The following is a 21,915-nucleotide window of genomic DNA, read 5'->3' as shown; positions in this document are numbered from 1 at the left end:
CCTCAGAAGATGCCTCTTGCTTCGGCTGCATCCGCAACGCGAGTCGACGTGCCTCGTGCGGCAAGGACGTCAAACTCGCGGCGATCACCCCACTCCCCGGCGCGTTTGACCTGCGTGCTCGGTTGCCGAACAGGCGCGCACAACCTCAGGGGTGTTGCGGTCCATCAACGACTCTGAATCAGATGTGATCATTGCGATGCGAATTCGATTGGTCAACTTTTTGGGGGAGCAATCAATGAGCGAAGAAGCCAACTGCATTGTATGTAGCCAGGCAAGAGCGGTCGTAGCCGTCTTTCCAATCGCGCGGGGTTATGCACTGAAGGTATACGAGTGCTCCTGCTGCCACAGCACCCTTCATCTCGTGACTCGAATGACGAAGGCTGCGCTGATCAAGCAGCACTGCGAGACCCTCCTTCCCGTCGAGAAACCGCTGAGCTCGGCAGGTCGCAGGGTTCAGCAGCGGTTCGCGAGCTAGACACGCAAGGCGTCTAGCCGCGTGCAGGCCGAACGACCGCGCGATTGCGCGCAGGTTGCCGTAACGCGCCGCGGCTCTCGAGCCCTCAATTCGGCTTTTGCGTCGGCTTGCCGTCGATCTTGGGCAGGTCGCCGGCCGAGGCGGATTGATCGCCGCCGCCATTAGCCCGGCGGGCCATTTCGACGGTCAGCCGCTCGGCGGCCTCCGGTGACATCAGCCCCAGGATGTCCGACATCTTTCGCGGCGCGATGGCCGAGGCGATCTCGATCAGCACGCCCATCTCGAGGCGGTCGAACACCCGCGCGGCGTCCTTCGGCTTCATGCCCTCATACATGGTGACGAGGCCCTTCATGCGCTGGGCTTCGGCGGCCTTCTGCTCGGCCTGGGTCGCGGAGATGCGGGATTCCACCGCCTTCATCTCCTCGACCTTGTTCTCGATGCGCTTCTCGGCCGATTTCAGCAGGCTCTCGCGGATGTCGATCTCGCGCTGGCGAGCCTCGATCTCCTGGCGGCGCGACTGCAACCGCTCCAGGATCGCGCGCTCCGAGGCCGAGACCTGCGGCTGGGCTTCCTCCACCTTGACCACGGTGCCTTCGGCCTTGGTCTCGGGCGCGGCCGGCTTCGGCGCCTCCTTCGGCGCGCCATGGGTCGAGCCGGTGATGTCGGGGTCTTCCCGTCCCGTCGGAAAGTTCAGATTCTCCTGCGCCCAGGACTTCTTGGCCTGGTTCGGCTGGTAGTCGAAGACATAGCCGCCATTGATCACGAGGCCCGCGACCTTGAGCGTGGCGAGACCTGCGACGGCAACCAGGACGACCGGAATGACGCGGATGTTACGAAAGGACTTCATACCCCTGACTTCATGCGGCAAGGCCGTTGGATCGTCGGCGCTCGGAGAAGGCTTCGGCCGCAGCCGCCACCGCCTTCGCCGACGAGGGCTTGGCCACGGGTACGGCAACCGTTTCCGGACTGGTCACGGGGCGCGCGGCGATCGCGATCTTGGACAGGCGCCGCACCACGTTGTCGGCTTCGCCCAGCTGCTTGTAGAGCTGGTCCGACATCTGGGTCGCCGCCGCGAGCTGGCTGCCGAGGTTCTCGTTGACGTCGCGCACGGCGAGCTTCAGCCCGCCGATCGCGCGCTCGGCGATCTCGGTCGCGGTGATCAGCTCGGCAATGACCGCCTTCAGCGAATGCTCGTCCGCCTTCAGCCGCGTCAGCCGCTTGTTCAGCAGGATGCAGTAACCGATCGTGAGCATCAGCAAGATAGCCACCAGCGTCTCGATCGCCATTCCAAGGGAGTGGTTCATGGGGCCTCCATCATCTTGTTCTGCTCGTCCACCTTCTCGAACATCGCAAGTGTCGTACTTGGCTTGCGCAGGGGTTTCGTCACCCTGATCGCGACGCGGTCGCCGACCCGGCCCATGCGTCCTTCGGTGATTGTGACGTCGCCGCAGCGCACGGTGACATTGGCATCCGCGCGCATGTCCAGCGGCAGCGTGTCGCCGACCTTCAGCCGCATCAGCTGCTTGAGCGGGATGTCGGCCTCGTAGAGCACTGCATCGACGGAGATCTCGGCCTGGCCGATCTCGGTGGCGAAATGGCCTTCCCAGACCGGGTCGCGGCCGAACTTTTCGCCCATGAACATCTGGAGCAGGACGCCCCGGATCGGTTCGATGGTCGCGTAAGGCAGCAAGAGCTCGATATTGCCGCCGCGGTCTTCCATGTCGATGCGCAGGCGCACCAGGATCGCGGCGTTGGCGGGACGGCTGATCGCGGCGAAGCGCGGGTTGGTCTCGAGCCGGTCGATCGTGAAGGTCACCGGCGACAGCGGCCGGAACGCCTGCTCGGCGTCGGCCAGCACCACCTCGACAAGCCGCTTGACCAGCTCGGTCTCGATCGTGGTGTAGGGCCGGCCCTCGATGCGGAGCTGGCTGGTGCCGCGGCGGCCGCCGAGCAGCACGTCGATCATCGAGTAGATCAGGTTGGAATCGACCGTCGCCATGCCGAAATTGTCCCACTCCTCGGCCTTGAACACCGAGAGCACGGCCGGCAGCGGGATCGAGTTCATGTAGTCGCCGAAGCGCACCGAGGTGATGCGGTCGAGCGAGACTTCGACGTTGTCCGAGGTGAAATTGCGCAAAGACGTCGTCAACAGCCGCACCAGGCGGTCGAAGACGATTTCGAGCATCGGCAGACGCTCGTAGGAGACCATCGCCGAATCGATGATCGCGCGAATGCCGGAGTGGTCGTCGAGCGTGACGTCGCCGACGGTGAAGCCGAGGAGGTTGTCGATCTCCTCCTGCGACAGCACCCGCTCGCCGGAGTTCTTGCCGGAGCCGAGGTCGCGGCTGCCGTCCTCGACCATGGCCGCCCATTGCAGGGCCATGGTCTCGGAGAGTTCGTTTTCGGCAGCGGCCTTCGCGGCCTCCGCGGGATCCTCGGAATCGAGCGAAGCCTCCCATTGGGCGGCAATCGCATCCTGGTCCATCTGCTCGTTGCCGGCCATGACGCTAGCCCATTACCTTCCCTGAGCCGTCACTGGATCACGACTTCCTTGAACAGCACAGCGCTGACCTGGACCGGCGCGACCGCCGCGTTGACACGCTTGGTCAGCTCTTCCTTGAGGCGGAAGATGCCGGCGGAGCCGTTGAGGTCGGAGGAGCGCAGCTCGCGCACATAGGTCTGGAAGATGTCGGTGACGCGCGGCATCGCCGGCTTGATCGCCTCGATCTGCTTCTCTTCCTTCAGCTCCAGCACGATCTTCAGCTTCAGATATTGCACGCGCTCGCCCGGAGCGCCGGCGAGGTTGACCATCATGTCGGGCACCTCGACGAAGGCCGGCGGCTTCGGCGGGGGCGCCGCCTCGGCATGGTGCTCGTCGTCGCCGTGGCGGAAGAAGAAGAACCAGGTCGCCGCGCCGCCGCCGAGGACGGCAAGCAGGCCGACGGTCATGATGATGAGCTTGAGCTTGTTCTTCGGGGGAGCGGCTTCCGCGCCTTCGGCGGCTGCGCCGCCTTCCGCTTCATTCTCTGCCATGGTCGCCCGGCTCGCTCATCTCTTATAGGAATCGAAAGAGCGAAGCCCCCTGGCAGACAATGACGCGATACAAATGCCCCAGCGCAATGCGCTCCTCTTGCACGCAAACGCTACGGTAATAATGGTTAACGGAACCTTTCGATTGGGCCGCCACTAGGAAAAATCTGCCGGGCAAACATGGCTAACAGAACCTTTCTGCCGCCCTTCCGCACCCTCGAAAAATCAACAAGACATTGATATTTAACAATTTTCTACGTTGGCACGGCTTTCGCTGAGAAGGGACCGAGGCCCGGGGGTTTGGGAGAACCTGACGGTCTCGTTCACGGGGTCCGCCAACGCGCTTGGGAGAGCGAGGAGGCAGATCTCACTCAGGGGAGATCTTCCGATGCAGAACGCGCTTCTGATCGGCTTGTCACGACAGATGACGTTGGAACGGCAGATGGATGTCATCGCCAACAACGTCGCCAATGCCAACACCAACGGCTTCAAGGCCGACCATTCGCTGTTCGAGGAGTTTCTCAACTCGAACGCGCGTGAGGACAATTTCGTCGGTTCCGACCGCCGGGTCTCCTATGTGCAGGACCGCGGCACCTTCCGCGACGTCGGCCAGGGGCCGATGGAGGCGACCAACAACCCGCTCGACATGGCGATCAACGGCAACGCCTTTTTCGCCGTGCAGGCCAATGGCGCCGAGCGTTACACCCGCGACGGCAAGTTCACGCTCAGCAGCACCGGCCAGCTCGTCACCTCCGACGGCAACCTCGTGCTCGGCACCGCCGGCCCGATCACCTTCCAGCCGACCGACCACGACATCAATATCGCCCCCGACGGCACCGTCACGGTGCTCGAGGGCACGGCCAAGACCGACTCGATCCGCGGCAAGATCCGCATGGTGACCTTCGACGATCCGGCCAAGCTCACCAAGCTCGGCACCAACCTCTACAGCGCCGGCTCGGCCAACCAGCAGGTCGACACCAAGTCCACCGTGCAACAGGGCTACATCGAGAAGTCGAACGTCAACTCGGTCGGCGAGATGAGCCGCATGGTCGAAGTCATGCGCAGCTACACCGCCATCGCCAATCTGCTCCAGCAGCAGAGCGACCTCCACAAATCGGCGATCGAGAAGCTCGCCGACGTTCCGGCCTGATTAGGAGATCACTGACATGCAAGCGCTCCACACCGCTGCGACCGGAATGGCGGCCCAGGAACTCAACGTCCAGGTCATCTCCAACAACATCGCGAACCTGCGCACCACCGGCTTCAAGAAGCAGACCGCGGCGTTCCAGGACCTGATCTACGAGCACGTCCGCCGCGTCGGCGCGCAGGCCTCGGACCAGGGCACCATCGTGCCTGTCGGCGTCGACATCGGCGGCGGCGTCAAGACCGTCGGCACGCCGCGCAGCATGACGCAGGGCACGCTGTCGCAGACCGGCAACGACCTCGACCTCGCGATCTCGGGCGAAGGCTTCTTCAAGATCCTGATGCCGGACGGCACCTTCCAGTACACCCGCGACGGCACCTTCCAGATGGACAACCAGGGCCGCGTCGTCACCGCGCAGGGCAACCCGGTGCAACCGACCATCACCATCCCGAACAACGCCTCCGGCCTCACCGTCAACGAGCAGGGCCAGGTCTCGGTGACGCTGCCGGGTTCCTCGACGTCGGCCGTTCAGGGCCAGCTCGGCCTGACCCGCTTCATCAACAAGGCGGGCCTCCAGCCCGTCGGCAACAATCAGTTCACCGAGACGCCCTCTTCCGGCCCGCCGCAGGACGGCACCGCGAACACCGAAGGCTACGGCAAGATCACGCAGGGCAGCCTGGAGCAGGCCAATGTCGACGTCGTCTCGGAGATGAGCGACCTGATCGCCGCGCAGCGCGCCTACGAAATGAACGCCAAGGTCATCAGCGCCGCCGACCAGATGATGCAATCGACCACGGCGCTGTTCCGCTGAGGCAATGACGATGATCCGCACCACCCTCGCCACGATCTCCGCTCTCCTGCTGCTGGCACTGCCGGCGCAGGCCGCCGACGACGTCATCGCGGCGCCGACGCTGCGCGCGAGCGTCACCGTGACCTCCGACGTGGTGCGGGTCGGCGATCTCATCGACAATGCCGGCTCGGCCGCGCTGATCCCGGTCTACCGCTCGCCCGATCTCGGCACCACCGGCGCGCTGCCGGTCGCGCATGTCCTGTCGGTGTTGCGCGCAAAGCAGGTGATCGGCGTGATGACCGGCGACATCAGGGAAGTCCAGGTCACCCGCCTCGCCCGCACCCTCGCCAACAAGGACCTCGAAAACGCGGTGGCTTCCGCGCTCGAGCGCCGCTTCGGCCTTGGCGATGCCGCCAACATCACCGTCACCTTCGACCGCGGCGTCGCCGACATGCGGCTGGACGCCTCCAACACCGGCGCGCTCCAGCCGGTCGCGACGCGTTACGACGCCCGCGGCGGCCGTTTCGACATCGCCTTCGAGATCAACAACGACAACAATCCGGCGCCGACCAAGCTGCGCTTCACCGGCACCGCGATCGAGACCGTGGAAGTGGCCGTGCTGACGCGCGACATCGACCGCGCCGACCTCCTGAAATCCTCCGACGTCGCGCTGGAGCGCCGGCCCAAGGCCGAGGTCACCGGCGAGGCCGCCTCGCGCGACCGCACCATCGGCATGCAGCTGCGCCGGCCGATGCGGGCGGGCACGCCGATCCGCGTCGCGGACATCGTCAAGCCCGACTTCGTGCAGCGCGACCAGAACGTCACCATCATCTACCAGGTGCCCGGGCTCTACCTCACCACGCGCGGCAAGGCGATCGAGAGCGGCGCCGAGGGTGACACCGTCAGCGTGCTCAACCTGCAATCCAAGCGCACGCTAACCGGCGTCGTCACCGGCCGCGGCCAGATCACGGTCCAGGGCGCGAGCCAGTCGCCGCCGATGGCGCCTGCAGTCGAGCGGACCTCCTCGCTCAAGCGTGACGAAACGCCTGCCCCTGCGGCTGCGGCCGCAGCGCTCGCCCAAAGCCTGATCCAGGCGCCCACGTCTCCGGCCCAGATCGCACAAGCCCAGATCCCGCAAGCCCGCGTCTCGCAAGCTCCAGGCAAGTCAGAGTAAGTCATGTCCCCGTTCAGTTCGGCTTTCCGTCCTCGTCGCATCGCGATCTCTGCCCTGCTGCTGGCCATTGGCGCGCTGGCAAGCGGCTGCTCCTCGATCGACCGCCTGTCGCAGATCGGCGAGCAACCGAAACTGTCCGCGATCGACAATCCGACGGCGCAGCCCGGCTACAAGCCGGTGCAGATGCCGATGCCGAAGCCGGAAGTCGCCTCCTACAATCCGAACTCGCTGTGGCGCAGCGGCAGCCGCGCCTTCTTCAAGGACCAGCGCGCCCACCAGATCGGCGACCTGCTCACCGTGACCGTGAACATCACCGACAAGGCCAACATCGCCAACGAAACCCAGCGCAGCCGCACCGCCAAGGAAGATTCGGGAATTACCGACTTTATCGGCAGCCAGACGGTCACGCAGCCGCTCAAGGTCCTGCCCGGCCGCCTTCTCACCACCGACTCGACATCCTCCGCCGACGGCAAGGGTTCGGTCAATCGCCAGGAAGCGTTGCAGACCAACGTCGCCGCGGTGGTCACGCAGGTGCTGCCGAACGGCAACCTCGTGGTCGAAGGCAAGCAGGAGATCCGGGTCAACTACGAGATCCGCGAGCTCGTGGTCGCCGGCATCGTCCGCCCCGAAGACATCCAGAGCGACAACACCATCGACTCCAGCAAGATCGCGCAGGCCCGCATCGCCTATGGCGGCCGCGGCCAGATCATGGACGTGCAGCAGCCGCGCTACGGCCAGCAGGTCATGGACGTGCTGCTGCCCTTCTAAGCCTCTTTAAGAGCTCCCACATCGTGTTCGCGAACCTAGGCGCGAACGACGATGTACTACGCGGCCTCCGGTAGCTCCCCTGCCGGAGGCCGCATGTATTTTGGCGTGGTGCGCCACACTCAACCAGGCCGGTCGTGCGATTATAGCGGCGCAGTTGCCTCAAATTCCGTCATTGCGAGCGTAGCGAAGCAATCCAGAAATGCGCCCGCGGAAGGATTCTGGATTGCTTCGTCGCAAGAGCTCCTCGCAATGACGGAGAAGCGCGGTTGCGCCCCTCACTTGAACTCCGCCTCCACCACGCCCAGCCCGTCCAGCTCCATCCGCACCTTGTCGCCGGCCTTCAGCCACAGCGTCTTCACCAGGCTCCCGGTGAGCACGAGCTGCCCCGCGTGAAGACCCTTGCCCTCGGCGGCGAGATGGTTGGCGAGCCAGGCGAGCGCGTTGTGGGGGTGGCCGAGCACGTCGGCGCCGGTGCCGTGGCCGACCTCCTCGCCGTTGACGATGGCGCGGCCTTTGACCGCCTTCAGGTCCGGCACCGACGAGCGCGGAACCGACGGCCCCAGCACGCAGCCGGCGGCGAAGAAATCGTCGGCGATCAGCGTCGGCGCGCCCATCGTCTCCCACTTCACATAGCGGTCGTCGACGATCTCGATCGCGGGATGATAGGCATCGACGGCCTCGCCGACCCATTCGGCCGTGAACGGCGCCTCGCCGGCGGCAAGGTCACGCTGCAGCCGCACCGCGATCTCGCATTCGACGCCGACCCGGACATATTTGGAAGCCGCGAGCTTCACCCCGCTATCGTGCACGCCCTTCTGGAACACGCCGCCGGCGCAGGGATGCGGGATGCCGATATAGTCCTGCATCACCTGGCTGGTGCAGCCGATCTTGTAGCCGACGAGCGGCCCGGCATGCGGCAGCAGGAGATCGTGCAGCGCACGCTGGACCTGGTAGCCCTCGGCCTCGTCGGCTGGCGGAAACTCGAGCGCCGCAAGCGGCGCATGGTTGCGGCGCGCCAGCGCGATCGCCTTTGCGGCTTCGAGAATGTTGTCCATCGGCGCCGCCTCCCACGCTACGCATTCGAGGGCGGCACTTCAGCATCCCCGCTGCGGCCTGACAAGCGCGGCCCAAAGAACGGTCCTAAGGTCGGCCAAACAGCGGCTTCACGCCCTGACCAGGCCAAGCCGGATCAGGCTCTCGGCCGTCGCGAGGATCGCCTCATCGTTGGAGCGCGGCTGCCAGCCGAGCAGCGACCGAGCCTTGGCGCTGGTGGAATGCCGCACCCTTCCGAGCATCGGCACGACCGCACGCAGCAGCGGAATCCGGTTGGCGGCCAGGCGCACCAGCCAGTCCGGCGCCTGGAGCCGTGGAACCCGGCGTGCCCTCGGTCCGAGTTCCCGCCGCAGCACCCTGGCGATATCGAGGATCGACATCGCCTCGCCGGAGACCGCGATGAAGCGCTCGCCTTTCGCCTCAGGCGCGGTCATCGCCCGCAGATGCAGGTCGGCCACGTCGCGCACGTCAACCACGCCGAAATAGACCCGCGGCACCGCCGGCATGGCGCCGTCGAGCAGCGATTTGACGATCTCGATCGAGCCGGAGAAGTCCGGCCCCAGCACGGGACCGAAAATGCCGGCTGGGTTCACGACCGAGAGCTCGAGCCCGCCGCCTTCGCGCGCCACGAAATCCCAGGCCGCCCGCTCGGCCAGCGTCTTGGATTTGATGTAAGCCTGCACGTCGGCACCTCCGAGATTGGTCCAGTCGGTCTCGTCGAACGGTTTTTCCCGCGGCTTGTGGCCATACCCGATCGCACCCAGCGACGAGGTGATCGCCACGCGCCTGACGCCGGCCTCGCGCGCGGCCCGCAGCACCCGCAGCGTGCCGTCGCGCGCCGGGATGATCATCTCGTCCTCATCCTTGGGAACACTGGTCGAGAGCGGCGAGGCAACATGGAGAACGTAGTCGCAGCCCGCGACGGCCTCACGCCACCCCTCGTCCCGGACGAGGTCGGCGGTGAAGAAGGACAGGCTCTCGGGCGATGCCGCCCCGCCCTCGCGCAGCATGGCCAGCACGTCGGCCTGCCGCTCCGGCCGGCGCACCGTTGTCCGCACCGTGTGGCCGGCGGCCAGAAGTTGCAGGACGACGTGGATGCCGACGAAACCCGACCCGCCCGTGACCAGAACAATGCTCATTGCCAAATTCCCCTCGCTGCACGGGCCGGCGAATTGGTTCCATCAAGGCCCTGCTCAAGGCGGCATCTGGTCACTATGTGCTTGCGAACAAGTAGAATGGATTTCGAGACCGGTATGGAAAACCTGACCAGTGCCTGCGACGGCGACTGCGATTGCAGCCCCGACCCTGCCGTGCTCGCCGACTTCAAGCGGGCCATCCACGCGCTCGGCGGCAAGTGGAAGCTGGAGATCCTGTTCGCGCTGATGAACGGCGCGGTCCGTTTCGGCGCATTACGGCGATCGATCGGCGGCATCACCCAGCACATGCTGACCACGCAGCTGCGCGAGCTCGAGCAGGACGGACTGGTGTCGCGAACCGTCTTCGCGGAGAAGCCCTTGAGGGTCGAGTACGAGCTGACGGATGCGGCCTACGGCCTGTTGCCGGCGTTTAAGGAAATATTGAGCTGGTCCAGGCTTTATGGGGCCGCGCGCCTCGTGGCGTCGCACCAGGCCTGATTGCAGCGATGCTTGATGCAGCTGGATCGGTGTCTCAGCGTTCGAGTCGATCCCGTTGATGCGAATCGCAAAATCTCCCGCACCTGAAGTGAAGGCTGTTTCTCATCCGAACTCACGTGAGCTCGGAGGATGTGACTCTAGCTCATTGATCGCGATTCATTTTTCGCGATTGCGGTCGCGCGTTGAAGCGCGACGGCAAGCGACGGGCAATATCCTGACCGCGGCGCGAAATGGCGCCTTGCGTCCATATGCCTCCACATTAACACTGAGTCTCCTAAACCATTGAACTTGCTTGATGTCGCCAAGAGTGAACGAGTCGGCTTTGACTTTAGGAACGGGACGATCAGCAGCTTCGGACGATTAGATCGAGTCGCCCGGTGCAACCCCTTGAAATCGTTACTTCCGGAGGACTGGCTTGCTTGCCGGCTCCGGCGGCCCTACGGGAACAGCGCGCGTCGTGCCCGGTGCGCGCGCCTACGTGCACGATCATGGAACCCAACGCTTTAGTTCCCCGATTAAGGCGGCCATGCGTGCATCGTTGGGCACCAGCTGCGCCAGTCGCTCGGCATATTCCAGCGCCGCCGTCTTGTCCCCCTTCTCTCGGCTGAACGAAATCCCTGCCGAGAGCAGCTCAAGATTATTGGGGTGGGTACGGAGGCTCTCTTTCAGTACCGCCAGGGCATCGTCGCGACGACCGGCCGAGTTGAGCCCGACCGCGTAGACGTAGGCGTAACGGGCCTGCTGAGGCTCGAGAACGGTCGCTTGCTGCAGTTCATCGAGCGCCGCTTCGTTGCGTTTCTGGCGCACCAGCGTCAAGCCTAGGGCGTGATGGAGCGCAGCGTCCTGCGCCGATGCCACTACAGCCCCACGCAGGACCTGCTCGCCGTCATTGTCCCGTCCGAGCTCTCGGTATAGGTCGGACAGGTTGATGGCGGCGCCGGCGAACGAAGGATCGAGCCGGAGCGCGGCCCGAAACTCGATCTCCGCCTGGCCCACATTAGCCTGGCGCGCGAAGAAGCTGCCGAGGGCGGTCCGCGCATCCGGCCGATCGGCGTTCAGCCTCTGCGCGGCCACGAACTCGGCCGCAGCCCGCGCGAATTTGTCCCGATCGGCCGCCGGCTGGCGAGCCGGAGGCACGGCCGCGAGCAGCTCGGCAGCGCGGATGCGCACGCCACGAACCGGATCGCCAAGTTGGGACGAGGCGAGCGGCCAAAGTTGATCGATCGCCGCTCCTTCCAATCCATCGAGCGCTCCGAGCCTCACGACCGGATCCGGATCGGAAAGGCCGCGGCGGATCAAACCGAGATCGGGCGCCTGGAGCTCGGCCAGCGCACTGGCGCGGACGAAGCCCGGTGCGTCGCCCGATCTGGCGATCGCCGCCAGCAGTGCTTGTCCGTCGGCGGCTTCGCTCCAGGCCGCATGGAATGCGGGCGCATAGGTCTGATAGCCCTGTCGCTGCGGTCCGAACCAGGTTTCGACCTGCTGCGCGGCCCATGCGGAGGACCGGTCGCGGTGGCAATCGTTGCACGCATTCGGGGTCCCTAGCTGCACCGACAGGTCCGGGCGGGGGATGCGGAATCCATGGTCGTGGCGGCGGTCGACGACCATGTAGCGGCGCTCCGGCATGTGACAGGCGGCGCAGCTTGGCGGCGGCGAGACATCGGCGTGGTGCCGGTGGGTGGGCGATTCATACCGGGCGGGTGCGTGGCACTGCGCGCAGACGACATCGCCGGGCGCCTTCAAGGAGGCACTGTGCGGGTCGTGGCAATCGCTGCAGGTCACGCCCTTGGCGAACATCTTGCTCTGCTTGAACGGGGCGTAGTTATAGGTCTCCTCATCGTCGAGCATCTGGCCGTCGGCGTGGAAGCGCTGCCGGTCGAGCAACGAGACCCGGTGAGTTTCCGAGAGCGGCCGTCCTGGCGTCCAGCCTTCCGAAAGCTGGCCGCGGCGCGCATGGCAGCGTCCGCAGGTCTCGACCTCCTTGCGCAGCGCCGGCGCGGGCACGCTACGTACCGGACTCGATGTCCCGGTGTCAGCCGACCAGGTGATGCCCGTGCGCTCATCGAACCTGACGAGGAGGCCGTTGTCGCCCTCGCGGGCTGCGGACTTCCGGTGCGCCCAGGCAACATGCCGCGACCCAGCGCCGTGGCAAGCCTCGCAGCCGACGCGGATCTCCGAGAACGTGGTCGCGAAGCTGTTCTTGTCCGGATCATAGTTCTTGTGCACGTCGGTCGAGTGGCACTCGGCGCACATGAAATTCCAGTTCTGGTTCAGCTTCGTCCAGTGCAGGGGATCGGCACGCGTGACGGCGCCCTCGGGATAAAGATGAAACCAGCGCTGGCCGCCCTGCTCTTTTGGCCGAGTATCCCAGGCAATCGACAGGGCCTGGATCCGACCGTCTGGAAACTCGATCAGATATTGCTGCAGCGGGTCGACGCCGAGCGTGTACTTCGCTTCGAAGACGGCGAGCTTGCCGTCGGCCCCGTCGGTCTCGACGAGGAATTTGTCGTCCTTACGAAAGAAGCGCGAGCGTGTGCCTGCGTAGTCGATGGTCGCATCGTTGAAGTCGCCGCGCACGGTCTGTGCGGTCGCATGATCCATGGCGTGGCGGTGCTGGGAGCCTTGCCAAAGCTTCGCTTCCGTCGCGTGGCAGCCGCTACAGGTCTGGCTGCCGACGAAGCTCGGCGCCGCCGCCGCGTGCGGCTCGATCGGAGAATCCGGTCGCGCGAAAAAGTAGAGCGCGCCGGCAGCCACAAGAGCCAACAGGCCGAAACCGATCGCCGGTCCGAGGCCGCGCTTCCGTGAGACGGGTTGAGGCCGTTGCGGCGCCTCGGGCGACAACGCCCGCTTCGCGCTCGCCTGGATCCGACGCTTGCGGTTCTTTCCGAAGCCTTTTGCCACGTCCGCCTGCCGATTCGAGTGCCTTACCTTGCATGCGCGGTCTTGGTCGGGAAAGAAGTTTGACGTGCCGTCGCATTATCGAATCGGCTCGACCTTGGCCGCCATGTCCGGCGCGCGGCTGATCCTGTAGGTCGCGTTGCTGCACTTGAGCACCCAAACCCCGTGATCGGGCTTTGATCGTCGCCGGTCGACGGTTGTACTGAGCGCCTTGTCACAGACGAAGCCTTGCGAGCGGATCTGTACCGCGAGCATGGACTGCAAGGTTTCCTGAACGGTCTCGGCACGGGAAGTCGTCGATCCAACCATCGTGCCTGCCAGCACCAGCAAACTGAGTGTCTTGTACATGTCGCTTTCCAATATCACGAGGGACCTGCAGTCGTGCAGGAACAACCGTCAAGCTCTAGTTCAACCGCTAAATCGAGAAGTCCTCGCCGTCTCCCAGTCTCCCACGCCATGAGCGACCGAGGAGGAAGAAGAATATCGCGTGCAGCGCGACCGCCGGCCACAGCAGTATGCCCGTCAACTGGCCCCCGATGCCAACATAAGCAAGGTAGATCGCCGCCAGCACGTTGTAGAGCAGCAGCGCACGATTGGATGACGTAAGGCTGCTCGCAGTGGCCGATGGCCAGGTAGCGAGCGTCAATCCTAGTAAAGCAAATCATGTGAAGTCTATTATGTGGCGGGACCGCCCGAGGCGGCCCCGCGGCATACGGCATCACTGCTTGACGCATTCCTGGACGAACTTGATACGCTCCACCATGCCGAGATCCTTCGCCTCGGCCTGCTTGCGGCAGCCTTCGCGCTTGTCGATCCGCAACTGGATCTTGTCGACGAGGCTCAGGCCGACGGTGCCGACTTGCGGCTCGGCGGAGGCCGTCTTGCCGGGATCGGCCGAAGGGCCATCGCCAGCCGCGCGCGCGGCCTCCTGCAACCGCTTGACGTCGTCCGGGCTCAGCTTCGGCCGGTCGATGTCCAGCGTGAGCTTGTTGAGCTTGCCGGTAAAGGCGAACGGCGTCTGATAGTCGTTGTCGTCAACCGGGGTGCCGGTGTCGGAGCCGATGTCGAACGCCTCGTCCCATTGCAGGATGAAAGGAAGCGTATGCTCCATCTTCTCCGTCGCCACGACGTTCCCGTCGACCTTCAGCGTTCCCGTGCCGCCCTGTCCGATGCCGGTGTAGTTCCCGAACACCATGGTGCCCGCACCGAGACCATCATACTTGAATGCGAACTCGATCACGTGCTTGCCGGGCGTCAGTTCGGCGCCCTCCCAGCGCACTCGCTTGAGATCGACTAGGTTCCAGGTGAAGACGGGCTTGTTCTTCAGGACATAGAATCCGTAGCCGCCGAAACGGCCGCCCTGGGTCACCAGCATACCCTCGGCGCCGCCCTCGGGAATCTCCACGTCGGCCTTGAAGACATAGGACGCGTTGAGCAGGCTAGGCGCATCGCCGTTCGGCAATCCGGTCATCGGACGCGACCAGGCAAAGCTGGTGCGGCCGGCACTGAGGCTCGGGCGCGGCGTGATCATACGAGTCGCTACCGACGAGTCGAGCGGCAGCACCTGGTATTTGTCCGCCTCCTTCCAGAACAGTGCCTGAAGCTCCTTCAGCTTGTCCGGATATTTGGCCGCGACGTCCTCATACTGCGTCCAGTCGTTGCGCAGATCGTACAGCTCCCAGGGATAGTCGCCGGGAGCCGGCAGCTTCGCGATCGTCACCCACGGCGGCCGCAGGACCTTGGTGCTCGCGATCCAGCCGTCATTGTAGATTGCGCGATCAGCAAACATCTCGAAATATTGCGTCGTGTGCGTCGTTGCCACATTCGCGTTCCTGGCATCGAACGTGTACATCATGCTGACGCCCTCGATCGGGCTTTGCTTGATGCCGTCGACGATGTCCGGCTGCTTGATCTGCGCGGCCTCAAGAATGGTCGGCACGATGTCGATGACGTGATGGAATTGGGCGCGGATGCCGCCCTTGTCCTTGATGACGTCAGGCCAGGACACCGCCATGCCCTGCCGCGTGCCGCCGAAATGGGAGACGATCTGCTTGGTCCAGGAGAACGGCGTGTCGAACGCCCAGGCCCAGCCGATCGACATGTGGTTGTAGGTGCGGTCGGTGCCCCAGACGTCGTAGAAATACTTGAGCTGATCTTCGACCGATGGGGTGATTTGGTTGAACATCGCCACCTCGTTGGGCGTGCCGGTCGGCTGCCCTTCCGCGCTGGTGCCGTTGTCGCCCTCGATGTAGATGACCAGGGTGTTGTCGAGTTTGCCGAGGTCGTCGATCGACTGGATCACCCGGCCGATCTCGCTGTCGGCATAGGCGACGAAGGCGGCGAAGACGTCCGCCTGGCGAATGAACAGCTTCTTCTCGTCGGCCGAAAGCTGATCCCATTCCTTGATCAGGTCCTTTGGCCACGGGGTCAACTTCGCATTTTGTGGGATGACGCCAAGCTTTTTCTGATTCTCGAAGATGGTGTCCCGCAGCTTGTTCCAGCCCTGGTCGAACAGGTGCAAGTCGCTGATCTTCTTCACCCACTCCGGCGTTGGATGGTGCGGGGCGTGCGTCGCACCGGGCGCAAACTTGATGAAGAACGGCGTATCGGGCGACAGCGCATTCATGCGGTTGACGTAGTCAATCGCTTCATCGGCCATCGCCGTCATCAGGTTCCAGCCGGGCTTGCCGACATAGGGATGGATCGGCGTTGTGTTGCGGACGAGGTTGCCGGGCTCCCATTGATTGGTGTCGCCGCCCATGAAGCCGTAGAAATATTCGAAACCCATTCCGGTCGGCCACTGATCGAACGGGCCGGCCTGGCTTGCCTGATACTCGGGTGTGTTGTGGTTCTTGCCGAACCAGGCGGTGTGATAGCCGTTGTCGGTCAGGATCCGGCCGATGGTCGCCTTGTCCTTGGTGATAATGCTGTCGTAGCCGGGATAGCCGGTCGCCTGTTCCGCGATCACGCCATAGCCGACCGAGTGATGATTGCGCCCCGTGATCAGCGCCGCGCGCGTCGGCGAGCACAGTGCGGTCGAGTGGAAGTTGGTGTAGCGCAAGCCATTCTGCGCGATGCGATCAAGGGCGGGCGTTGGAATCACCCCGCCGAACGTGCTCGGCACGCCATAGCCGGCATCGTCGGTGATGATTAGCAGGACGTTCGGTGCGCCTTTCGGCGGCACCACACGCGACGGCCAATAGGATTTTGCGTCCTTGGCATCGCGTTCGATCTTGCCGCCGAACTTTTGGGGCGGCGGCGGAAGCTGATCGCCGGGAATGGTGATGGTTGCGGCCGGCGAGCCCGGCGCAGGCGTGGTCGTTTGTGTTTGCTGTCCGATTGCGGGCGCTGACAAAGCTGACGTCAGGATCAGCACGGCAAAGGTCTTGCGAAAATTCATTGCAAAATTCCTCCGTGATGCGTGCACGCGAGAGCTGCCATTTGAAGCGCAGCAAAGTTCGCGGGCGTTGATTCAGATCAAGAAGGCCACGGCGATCTGTTCGCTTGCAGGACGGTGGATGCGCAAGCGTGATGAGGTTCATCTGCGTTGTGCAACGGAGTGGCTCGACTGATCGACGGCGCCGTCGTTGCTTCTTGTGCGGCACACAGGATCGACGAAACCGGGTGCGACGATACCGCCGCCCGCAACGTTAGTGTCGTTTCAGTTACACTACGGTGTGAACCGTCGCGACTACCACGATCGAGGTATGGCACCGCGCGACGCGCTTGCTAGGCTGCGGCCCATTCTGCGCTCAATCTCGCTGTTGGGCTGCTTCGTGGATCACCGGAGGGCACCATGAGAATGACAAAAGCCTTTGTCGCCATTGCCTTTGCCGCCATTGCGTCTGCGCCGACAGTCGCCACAGCCGACGAAGGCGGCATCAGCTTCTGGTTGCCTGGATTCTTCGGCAGCCTCGCGGCCGCCCCCGCCCAGGCGCCGGGCTGGTCGGTGACCTCGATCTATTGGCACGATTCGGTTTCCGCCGGTGGCGGCGTGGCGCGCGCACGCGAGATCGAAATCGGTCGCATCCCTGCGAACGTGACCGCCAACGTGAGCGCCAATCTCAATGCCAATCTGAATCTCGGCTTCCTGATCGGGACGTACACCTTTGCGACCCCGGTGCTGGGCGCTCAGGCCTCGGCCAGCCTGATGGGAATCTACGGCTCCAATTCCACGTCGCTGGCGGGATCGCTCACCGGGACGGTGACGGGACCTGGCGGCGGCACATTCCCGTTCTCGCGCTTCGACAGCATCGACAGCTCGCTCACGGCGTTCGGCGATTTGTACCCGACGTTCATGCTGAAATGGAACGCCGGGGTGAACAACTTCATGACCTATGTCACCGGGGACATCCCGGCCGGAGCCTATCAATCGACCCGCCTCGCCAACATTGGCATCGGGCACGGCGCGATCGACGCCGGCGGTGGCTACACATATTTCAACCCGCAGACGGGACATGAATTGTCCGCGGTGCTCGGATTCACCTACAATTTCAAGAATACCGACACGCAATATCAGAATGGCGTCGACATGCACCTCGACTGGGGCGCGTCGCAGTTCCTGACCAAGCAGTGGCAGGTCGGCATGGTGGGCTACCTCTATCAGCAGATCGGCTGCGACAGCGGCTCCGGCGACCGTGTCGGCTGCTTCCGGTCGCGCGTGGCCGGCGTCGGCCCGCAGGTCGGCTACATTTTCCCGGTCGGAGACATGCAGGGATACCTGAATCTCAAAGCCTACGGAGAATTCGCCAACGAAAATCGGCCGGCGGGCTGGAACCTCTGGCTGACGTTCAATCTGTCGCCCGCGGCGGCAACCCCGACCGCGACACCGAAGCGGATGATCACGAAGTAATGGCAACACGAATCCGTTCTTGAAGCGGACCGTCAGATCTTCTGCAAAGTGTCGGCAGACGCATTGCGCGGCGGGCGCCTATTTCCGATCGTTTCAGAATGCAGGAACGGCGTCATCGCCTCACGAGCCGCCTGGTTTCCTGATCGCGAGCAAACCCTAGTTCGCTGATGAACTTCGAAAAGCAGGTATAGGCCATGCTGGGAGTGCCGAACCGCGCGGCATCGAGAACGTTTTTCTAGTCACGCGCAGACCATCGGTTGTAGACGTGCCTTCGCACCGACCGACTCGTTCTTAAACCGCGATCGACCCGTTCTTTGGGTGGCGGCATACGAGTATGCCGCCACGTTAACAGCGGGGCGCCTAAGTGATTGAATTCGCTCGATGCCACGACGAATATACGAGTCGCCTTTGACTTTAAGAGCGGGGCGATCGAGCGCCTTTGACAATAGGATCGGGTCGCACCGTTCAACCCATTGAGATTCTTACTTGCGCAGCTTGGGCTTGTTCGCCGGCTCCGGCGGTGCCGCGGAAACCGCAAAGGTCACCCAGGTGCTCCAGGTCGAAGCCCGGTTCTCAACCTCGATATCCTTGTAGCCTTTGATGTTGAGATATCCCTGGTAGCCATCTGACATCGGAATGATGAAGCCGACCTGAGGCCCAATCCCAATCGCGCGCCCCCGGAAGCCGCCGAGCTTGGCGCCCGGGCCACTGTCGTCGGTGAGCTGCTGGTAAAAATAACCGGCAACGCCGATCTGGAAGTTCTTGCTCAGGAACTGTGAGGCCGCCCAGTCGACATGGAAGTCGATGCCGTTCTGATACTGCAAATACGGGTTCATCAGATTGTAGGTGACGCCTGCGACCGCCGAGAATTCGTGGCCGGTCTTGGGGTCGAAATACGTGTAGCCTGCGCCGAGGTCCCAAGCGACAAAGCCCAGATTGAGGTTGGCGAGGCGGTTCGGATCGTAGGTGCCGCTCGGGATGTTGCTGGTGATGTAGACCATCTCGCTGTGCACGCCCTGGTTCCACTTCAGGGAGCCCTGGTAATAGACGTCCGACAGCGTCGTCCGGTTGTCCGTCACGGCCCCGGAGATGGCGTTACCGCGTGGCCCGGTCAGCGTGGCATCGACGCCAAGCCCGACATTGCCGGGGGCGGTGACGATCCCGAAGGATGCCTGGCCGCCGAGAACCGGCGTCGGCGAGACGTAGGTAATTCCCAGCGCCAAGGCATCGCCATGCGCGTTCAAGCCCGCGACGACCGAGCCGCGCGCGCCGTTGCTGGTGACGAAGTTCTGCGAGGCGCCGGCATTGGCTTGCAGATGCAGATAGATCGACGCGTAGGCCCAGCCCGGCACGGTCGGCGTCGCGGCGAGGCTGCCGAATATCCCGGGAAGCCAGAACCCGACGCCGCCCGCATCGGCAAAAGCGGGGGAGGGAATGGCGGCGACGGCCCAGCCGAGGGTCGCCATCAGCGCGCAACGTGCCCTTTTGCTCATGATGCTCTCCCCTGCTTAGAACGGATTGACGTAGTCGATGATCGAGATCTGCCGCAGCAGAACGCGGCGGATCACGTGGCTGACCTTGACGTGGTCGGTGAAAATGGCTGCGGTCCCGGTGGCGCCCGCGGGGAGTACCTTCGCGAGTTCGGCGTCGTCGAGCGCCACCCGCACAACGAACGGGACGGTTTCGATGCCCTTGGGCGCGACCGCGGCGCCCGAGACCTGGGTCTGTCCCGTGGCGACGGCCTGCAGCACGCTCTCGACTTTTCCTGAGAGCACGCGCCCCGGAACGTATTTGAACGCGATCTCCACTGCGTCGCCCGGTGCGACGTAGCGGGCATTGATCTGGTCGATCTCGACCGCGACCTGGGTGGCGGACGTATCGATGAAGGCCATCACGGGCGCGGCTGAAAGATTTCCGACGCGGGCGCCCTTGCGCAGCGCGACGTTGGTGACGTAGCCGTCGGCCGGCGCGCGCACCACGGTCTTGTCGAGATTCCACTGGGCGTTCTGAAGCTGGGCCTTGAGCTGGTCGACCTCGGATTGCCGCTGCTCGACGTCGAAGCCGCGGCCTGCGTCCCGTTCGTACAGCGACGTCATCTGGGTCAGGCGCGTGCTCGACAGCTTGAGCTGGGCCTCGATCGCCTTTACCTGGGCGTCGTAGGGCGTGGGGTCGATCCTGAAGAGGACATCGCCCTGCTTCAGGGGCGCATTCGGCCGAACCGGAACGTCCATGACCTCGCCGGCGACGTCCGGAACGATCGAGACGGCATTGCGGTAGACCAGGGCCTTGCCTTGCGGAGCACCCCATCCCATCGGGATGAACAGGCCGATGTTCAGAAGAAGCAGCACGACAAGCGGCGAGGCCTTCCAGAACGCGTTGAACCGGATCGCGCCGACCCAGACCAGCGTGAACAGCAGCGCCAGATAGAGCGCCATGAGGGCGATCATCATGGCCGGGGCTCCACTGCCCGCTTCGCCGGGACGTCGACATAGGCCCAGATCATCGCGACGGGCCACAGCACGAAGCCGAAGATCAGCGTGATCCAGCCGGCGACTGCCACCGCTTCGGCCCATGGATGGCCGCGGCGCCGCGCGATATGCCCGGGAGTGGATCCCATTAGCCAGAAGACAAGCCCGATCACGGCGAGCACGATGATCAGCACGACCCAGGCGAAGAGATCGAGACCGCTCATTGTGCGGCGATCCTCTCGATATCGGGCAAGCGCCAGGTCTTGTCGAAGAGAGCCTTCTGCGGGCCGTAGAAGCGGAAGATGATTTCCCATCCTCCGCCGGCCTTCGTCGGCACCCAATTGGACTGCTTGCCGTCAGGAGCCTTCGGGCCGAAGAAGATGTCGGCCGAACCATCCGCATTGGTCTGCAGGCCTGGCGTGTTCGAGCCCCGGCTCGACCACTTGGTGTCCCTGATGAGACCGTGCGTGTCGCGATCGTAGACCGTGCCGGACCAGTAGAGCGACACCGGCGCGTTGGTCGGCACCGTCAGCCGGTACGTGCTGCCTCCTTCGAGCGGCCTGCCCTCCTTGTCCCGGATCGTGACGAGATAGAATTGGCCGCTGCCGAGGTGCTTCACGCTCGAGAATGCAAACGAATAGAACGCACCGCGGTCGTCGACCGGGTAGACGTTCGGCTTGGCGAAGCGATTAGCCAGCCCCTCGGTGACGTCGTGGGCAACCGGCAGCGCCCATTGTCCGCCTTCATAGAAGGGTGGCCTGAAGAGGCCTTCATACCGATGATCGAGCCACAAGCGGGCGTCCCGGGCCGCTTCCTCGAGCATCTTCTGCGCTTGAGGACCGGGATCGAACGGTTTGCCCTTTTCGATGCCGATCGCCTTGATCTGATCGATCATGGCCTTGTCGCGTTCGAGCCACGGCTCCCGCTGGATGAAGCGGTCGAGCGACCGGAAAAAGCGGACGTCGTAGGGGATCGTGCTGTCGTACGTGACGTCGACCACGTCGACAAAGGCCGTCGGCGGCGGAGCGGCCGCCTGTGACAGCGGGTAAAGTTTGATCTGCTTCGCGTAAGCGACCGCCTTTGCGACATCGGCCTCGCTGCCGCTGCCGACGTTCGAGCGCAGCAGCGCGTAACCCATGTCCGTGTCGGATGCGAGCGCGATGTAGCCGTCGAGGGTCTTCTCGGCGTAGCCGGGCGGGAGGATGAGATACTTTCCGCCCTTGCCCTTGTCCGCTCCCGCCGGTCCCACGTCATCGAGCGCGGCTTGCCAGGCATCCATGATCGTTCCGGTGATCTCGCCTCCGCTCGCCGGCGGAATTTCGAGCACCATCGGGCCGTTGCTCTTCGTGTCGATGAAAGGCATCAGGTAGACCGTGCTGGGATTGGGCGTGAGCGTCTGATTTTTCCAATCCGGAATTCGCGACCAGAATACGATCTGGTTTTCCCTGGCTCCGGCCTTCAGCGCGGCCTGCAGCATCAGGTCGAAGTTGACGGCGGGCATGCCCCAGATCACGGCTTGGATGGCGCGGCTGTGCACGAGGCTGTCGTCGGCAGAGGGGGCTTGCGCGAAGGCGGTGCTCGAAGGGCAGAGTAGTGAGAGCGTGACAAGCAGTTCTTTTCTCATGGTGA

General features: G+C 64.1%; 19 protein-coding genes. 6 read left to right on the top strand and 13 right to left on the bottom strand.

Annotated features, from left to right (window positions below; all coding sequences use genetic code 11):
- Positions 1–560 precede the first annotated feature (560 nt).
- From ACVWW6_RS22180 to fliL, 4 genes are read right to left on the bottom strand one after another with little or no spacing between them, the layout of a single operon-like run.
- Positions 561–1,322, bottom strand: coding sequence for a MotE family protein (locus ACVWW6_RS22180; RefSeq protein WP_011088566.1), 762 nt, complete (start codon positions 1,320–1,322; stop codon positions 561–563).
- A gap of 10 nt (positions 1,323–1,332) precedes the next feature.
- Entirely contained in the window at positions 1,333–1,779 is a 447-nt protein-coding gene (locus tag ACVWW6_RS22175; RefSeq protein WP_028173291.1) for a DUF6468 domain-containing protein, read from the bottom strand.
- A complete protein-coding gene (fliM, locus tag ACVWW6_RS22170) occupies positions 1,776–2,978 on the bottom strand; it encodes a flagellar motor switch protein FliM (RefSeq protein WP_011088568.1) in 1,203 nt (400 codons plus the stop codon). The genes ACVWW6_RS22175 and fliM overlap by 4 nt, the downstream gene beginning before the upstream one ends.
- A 29-nt stretch (positions 2,979–3,007) precedes the next feature.
- Positions 3,008–3,508 (bottom strand): flagellar basal body-associated protein FliL, encoded by a 501-nt coding sequence (gene fliL / locus ACVWW6_RS22165; protein WP_182872099.1) that lies wholly within the window; start codon positions 3,506–3,508, stop codon positions 3,008–3,010.
- Between the two features lie 385 nt (positions 3,509–3,893).
- On the opposite strand from fliL, the gene flgF reads away from it, so the two are divergent.
- From flgF to flgH, 4 genes are read left to right on the top strand one after another with little or no spacing between them, the layout of a single operon-like run.
- A complete protein-coding gene (flgF, locus tag ACVWW6_RS22160) occupies positions 3,894–4,655 on the top strand; it encodes a flagellar basal-body rod protein FlgF (RefSeq protein WP_182872100.1) in 762 nt (253 codons plus the stop codon).
- A 16-nt stretch (positions 4,656–4,671) separates the two neighbouring features.
- On the top strand, positions 4,672–5,460 hold the full coding sequence (flgG, locus tag ACVWW6_RS22155) for a flagellar basal-body rod protein FlgG (protein ID WP_011088571.1): 789 nt from the start codon (positions 4,672–4,674) through the stop codon (positions 5,458–5,460).
- 10 nt (positions 5,461–5,470) lie between these two features.
- On the top strand, positions 5,471–6,613 hold the full coding sequence (gene flgA / locus ACVWW6_RS22150) for a flagellar basal body P-ring formation chaperone FlgA (RefSeq protein WP_182872101.1): 1,143 nt from the start codon (positions 5,471–5,473) through the stop codon (positions 6,611–6,613).
- A gap of 3 nt (positions 6,614–6,616) precedes the next feature.
- Positions 6,617–7,381 carry a flagellar basal body L-ring protein FlgH gene (gene flgH / locus ACVWW6_RS22145; protein ID WP_011088573.1) on the top strand — a complete coding sequence of 255 codons (765 nt, stop codon included), beginning with the start codon at positions 6,617–6,619 and terminating at the stop codon, positions 7,379–7,381.
- 275 nt (positions 7,382–7,656) lie between these two features.
- On the opposite strand, the gene ACVWW6_RS22140 is transcribed toward flgH, so the two are convergent.
- Together ACVWW6_RS22140 and ACVWW6_RS22135 are read right to left on the bottom strand one after the other, a co-directional pair.
- Positions 7,657–8,436, bottom strand: a complete 780-nt coding sequence (locus ACVWW6_RS22140; RefSeq protein ID WP_028173289.1) for a 2-keto-4-pentenoate hydratase — start codon at positions 8,434–8,436, stop codon at positions 7,657–7,659.
- A gap of 108 nt (positions 8,437–8,544) precedes the next feature.
- A complete protein-coding gene (locus tag ACVWW6_RS22135; protein WP_182872103.1) occupies positions 8,545–9,573 on the bottom strand; it encodes an SDR family oxidoreductase in 1,029 nt (342 codons plus the stop codon).
- Positions 9,574–9,669: 96 nt separating this feature from the next.
- Between ACVWW6_RS22135 and ACVWW6_RS22130 the strand changes: the two genes are divergently transcribed.
- On the top strand, positions 9,670–10,068 hold the full coding sequence (locus tag ACVWW6_RS22130) for a winged helix-turn-helix transcriptional regulator (protein WP_171901106.1): 399 nt from the start codon (positions 9,670–9,672) through the stop codon (positions 10,066–10,068).
- A gap of 486 nt (positions 10,069–10,554) precedes the next feature.
- Here the strand turns inward: ACVWW6_RS22130 and ACVWW6_RS22125 are convergent, their stop codons facing one another.
- The 3 genes from ACVWW6_RS22125 to ACVWW6_RS22115 form a co-directional block, all read right to left on the bottom strand.
- Positions 10,555–12,969, bottom strand: coding sequence for a cytochrome c3 family protein (locus ACVWW6_RS22125; protein WP_430640422.1), 2,415 nt, complete (start codon positions 12,967–12,969; stop codon positions 10,555–10,557).
- A 75-nt stretch (positions 12,970–13,044) separates the two neighbouring features.
- Entirely contained in the window at positions 13,045–13,314 is a 270-nt protein-coding gene (locus ACVWW6_RS22120) for a hypothetical protein (RefSeq protein WP_110117331.1), read from the bottom strand.
- Between the two features lie 370 nt (positions 13,315–13,684).
- A complete protein-coding gene (locus ACVWW6_RS22115; protein ID WP_456681384.1) occupies positions 13,685–16,366 on the bottom strand; it encodes an arylsulfatase in 2,682 nt (893 codons plus the stop codon).
- A gap of 402 nt (positions 16,367–16,768) precedes the next feature.
- Here ACVWW6_RS22115 and ACVWW6_RS22110 point away from each other — a divergent pair, with 402 nt between their 5' ends.
- Positions 16,769–17,818 (top strand): SphA family protein, encoded by a 1,050-nt coding sequence (locus tag ACVWW6_RS22110; protein ID WP_182872582.1) that lies wholly within the window; start codon positions 16,769–16,771, stop codon positions 17,816–17,818.
- A 482-nt stretch (positions 17,819–18,300) separates the two neighbouring features.
- Here the strand turns inward: ACVWW6_RS22110 and ACVWW6_RS22105 are convergent, their stop codons facing one another.
- The 4 genes from ACVWW6_RS22105 to ACVWW6_RS22090 are packed head-to-tail and all read right to left on the bottom strand — an operon-like array spanning position 18,301 to position 21,910.
- Entirely contained in the window at positions 18,301–19,284 is a 984-nt protein-coding gene (locus ACVWW6_RS22105) for a SphA family protein (protein ID WP_182872583.1), read from the bottom strand.
- A 42-nt stretch (positions 19,285–19,326) separates the two neighbouring features.
- Positions 19,327–20,268: an HlyD family secretion protein gene (locus ACVWW6_RS22100; RefSeq protein ID WP_182872105.1), complete on the bottom strand. Its 942-nt coding sequence runs from the start codon at positions 20,266–20,268 to the stop codon at positions 19,327–19,329.
- The gene (locus ACVWW6_RS22095; RefSeq protein ID WP_182872106.1) at positions 20,265–20,510 is read right to left on the bottom strand and encodes a DUF3302 domain-containing protein; all 246 of its coding nucleotides are present in this window, start codon (positions 20,508–20,510) and stop codon (positions 20,265–20,267) included. The genes ACVWW6_RS22100 and ACVWW6_RS22095 overlap by 4 nt, the downstream gene beginning before the upstream one ends.
- Positions 20,507–21,910, bottom strand: a complete 1,404-nt coding sequence (locus tag ACVWW6_RS22090) for a DUF1254 domain-containing protein (RefSeq protein WP_182872107.1) — start codon at positions 21,908–21,910, stop codon at positions 20,507–20,509. The genes ACVWW6_RS22095 and ACVWW6_RS22090 overlap by 4 nt, the downstream gene beginning before the upstream one ends.
- Between the last annotated feature and the right edge of the window lie 5 nt (positions 21,911–21,915).

This window comes from Bradyrhizobium sp. USDA 3311 (assembly GCF_054062495.1).
This window is presented reverse-complemented; position numbering and strand designations above follow the sequence as displayed.